The organism is Sphingobium sp. GW821-FHT02B05, from assembly GCF_059421905.1.
Genome location: NZ_JBWKVW010000023.1, coordinates 1 through 3,346, shown reverse-complemented (window position 1 = coordinate 3,346; position 3,346 = coordinate 1). Strand labels below are relative to the sequence as shown.

Annotated in this window: 2 protein-coding genes and 2 pseudogenes; 1 reads left to right on the top strand and 3 read right to left on the bottom strand. The window is 60.9% G+C overall.

Going from position 1 to position 3,346, the window contains the following annotated elements; all coding sequences use genetic code 11:
* Both AC07UX_RS21050 and AC07UX_RS21045 read right to left on the bottom strand, forming a co-directional pair.
* A pseudogene (locus AC07UX_RS21050) lies at window positions 1–942 on the bottom strand (IS3 family transposase); the annotation flags it as partial.
* Between the two features lie 145 nt (window positions 943–1,087).
* A complete protein-coding gene (locus AC07UX_RS21045) occupies window positions 1,088–1,729 on the bottom strand; it encodes a TetR family transcriptional regulator (protein WP_495193913.1) in 642 nt (213 codons plus the stop codon).
* Between the two features lie 49 nt (window positions 1,730–1,778).
* On the opposite strand from AC07UX_RS21045, the gene AC07UX_RS21040 reads away from it, so the two are divergent.
* Window positions 1,779–3,071: a serine hydrolase domain-containing protein gene (locus AC07UX_RS21040; protein WP_495193912.1), complete on the top strand. Its 1,293-nt coding sequence runs from the start codon at window positions 1,779–1,781 to the stop codon at window positions 3,069–3,071.
* Between the two features lie 80 nt (window positions 3,072–3,151).
* Here the strand turns inward: AC07UX_RS21040 and AC07UX_RS21035 are convergent.
* A pseudogene (locus AC07UX_RS21035) lies at window positions 3,152–3,346 on the bottom strand (hypothetical protein); the annotation flags it as partial.

Genomic DNA, 3,346 nt, shown 5'->3' with positions numbered 1-3,346 from the left:
GCTCGTCGCGCATGCGACCGTTGAAGCTCTCGGCGTAGCCATTCTGCATCGGCTTGCCTGGAGCGATATAGTGCCACTCCATGCCGATCTCGCCGCACCAGGCAAGGACGGCGTTCGACGTCAGTTCGGTGCCGTTGTCGCTGACAATCATCCCAGGCTTGCCGCACTCGGCGATCAGCTCGGTGAGCTCACGCACCACCCGACGCCCTGAGATCGATGTGTCCGGCACCGCGCGCAGGCACTCGCGGGTTACATCGTCGACGATATTGAGCACCCGGAAACGACGCCCCGTCGCCAGCTGATCATGGACGAAGTCCAGGCTCCACCGTTGGTTGGGTAGCGCCAGCACCGGAGCCGGTGCCCGCGCACCGATGGCACGCCGCCGGTTTCTCCTGCGTCGGACCGCCAGCTTCTCCTCACTATAGAGCCGCTGAGTCTTCTTGCGGTTGATCACCACGCCCTCACGTCGCAGCAGAATGTGCAGCCGACGATAGCCAAACCGGCGGCGCTGCTGCGCAAGCTCACGCAACTTCGCCCGAAGGTCGGCATCATCGTCCCGCTGTGACCGGTAACGCATGCTCTTCCGGTCAGCGCCGATAACACGGCACGCCCGCCGCTCGCTCATCCCCAGAACCGACTGAAGACGTGCGACCGCATCTCGCTTGGCAGCGGGCGTTACCAATTTTTTGCGAGAAGATCCTTCAGGCCGGCGTTATCCAGCATCGCCTCAGCCAGAAGTCGCTTCAGCTTGGCGTTCTCGTCCTCGAGCGACCGTAACCGCTTGGCCTCCCAGACCTCCAGACCGCCATACTTGGCCTTCCAGTTGTAGATCGTCGCTTCCGATACCCCATGGCGACGAGCCAGGTCGGCAGTCTTCGCGCCAGCCTCCTGCTCCTTCAGCACACCGATGATCTGCTCTTCTGTGAACCTTGCTCGCTTCATTCGTCCGTCCTTCCATCAGGCCAGACTCTAATCAAGCTTGGAGGAAAATCCGGGGGTCACGTCAGCACTGACACGCCACCATGGCTGATCTGATCGCCGGATGCGATGACTACTCAAGGTTGAAGCGCGTTCCCGGTTTTGTTCTTCATGCTTGCGGGGCGTCGGTGCGTAATCCATCCAGTATGACGGCAGCATGGTTGCGTGCCAAGAGATCAAGGTCCGGCAATGCCGGTCGATCACCGAGGGTGGACTGAAGGATAAGAGCGGCGACAACAGGACCAGCAACCGAAAAAACAAGGAGCCTGGGGTCCCCGTCGCGCACTTCGCCCCGCGCCTGCGCGTCGGCAAGGACGCGGGCAAGCAGGTCGATGGTCGTCGCGACGACCCGGTCGTGCCATATAGTTGCAAGATCAGGGAACTGTCGCGCATCCGCTAACACCATGCGAAAGAGTTTCGTGGCCGGACCGGCGGCGATCTGTCGCGCTGCGGTGGCTAGAAGCGCCGGGATGATCTCGTTGATGGTGGTACCAAAAGGGGCCTGGGCTTTAGCGATCAACGCCGCGTTGGAAGAGGCAAGTTGGTCTGCCACTGCGCGGAATAGCGCCTCCTTGCTCTCAAAATAGACGTAGAGCGTCCCTTTCGACACGCCCGCGCGGCGGGCAACCTCGTTCAGGTTTGCGCGCGCATAGCCCTTCTCCGCGAAGACGCCGAGCGCGGCCTCTACGATCTCAGCAGGGCGCGCGTCTTTACGTCTGCGCTGAGATGGGGCTGGATCATGATCCGTCATTCAAGCTCCGTCATGGAATATTGGATATGGTAGAATCGGCGGTGGATGCGTGCAACCAATCAGTGGCAAGCTTGTTATTGACCCGTGGGTCAATAAGGTCCATTGTTTCTACGATTCAAGCGATGCCCCCGTTGAGGTCGGCTATGCGATTTTCAGGAGTATATGCATGTCCGAACTCACCACTGCTAAATCACGCGACGCCGGGCTCGATGAGGATGCTCTCGCCTTTCTTGACGCCAGCATCCAGTCCGACATCGACGACGGACGCAATTTCGGCACCTCCATCATCGTCGCACGCGGCGGCCGGATCGGGCATCGCCGCACCTTCGGCACGGTCGCACCAGGCAGGGCGACCGCCGACAACGACCGCTTCCTGACTATGTCACTTGCCAAGTCCTTCACGGCCGCGCTTGTCCTGCGTGCAATCGATCAGGGACGCTTTACCCTCGACACTCGTGTCGCAGACCTCATCCCCGGCTTCGGTGCGGGCGGCAAGCAGCGGATCACGGTGCGAATGCTGCTGACCCATACGGGCGGCACTTTTCCCGGCCTGATCCCGCCGCCGCCATTGACGATTGCCGATGCGGGCAATCTAGAGAAGATGACAGCGGCTATGGGGGCGCTCCCTGTCGCCTTCAAACCCGGCACGCGGTGCCACTATAATTCCTCGGGCGGCATCGTCGTTCTTGGCCAACTACTTGTACTGACCGATCCCAAGCGCCGTCCGTTCCGCGACATCGCGCGCGAGGATCTCTTCGAACCACTCGGGATGATCGACACGAGCTTTGGCACGGCCGCCGATGATCCGCGCCGCGTTCCGGTTTCGCAGACCGCGGCGATGCGAAGCTCCTCTTTTGATACGATGGTCGCCCTGCTGGACGCCATTTCGCTGGGTGATGCACAGATGCCGGCAGGTGGCGCCCATACAACCGCTGATGACATGTTTCGTTTCGCCGAGGCCATGCGGCGCCATGGCGGGGCGGATGACTATCGGGTGATCTCTCCGGCTCTCTTCGATTATGCCGCGCGCAATCATACCGGGACTCTACTCAACGACGCGGTGACGCCAGTGACGGAAGCAGAGGACCGCCCCCCGTTCCGCGCCAACTTCTCGCTGCTGGGCGGTTATGCCCGCGACGAAGGACATTTCCTTACCGCCATGGGCTTCACCGCATCGCCTCGCGCGATCTGCGCGGTGGGCGGGGCCTCGACGATGTGGATGGTTGATCCGGCGCGAGACCTGACGTTCGTGTTCCTGTCTGCAGGGTTCGTCGAAGGGTTGGCACACTTCGACCGCCTCTCACGACTGTCAGACCTGGCGCTGGCCGCCTGCACGGACTGATCTGTGCGGCGGTGCCTGACGAGTGTTTGATCTTCCCCCATGATGTGCATCGCTGCTTGCGGCAGACTGGTGCAGTTCTATTAGGGTCGGCGGCCCCAGTGCGCGACATCCGCATGCATTGTATCGCCATAGTCCTGTACCAGTTCATCGACCAGTTCCGCGACACTCTGTACTTTTTTAGTTTGGCCGATTGCATGACCAGCGCCCCAAATATTTTTCCAGGCCTTCGTGTCCTGAAGATTAGAAAAATCAACCTTTTTTTTCTGCTCGAGCAG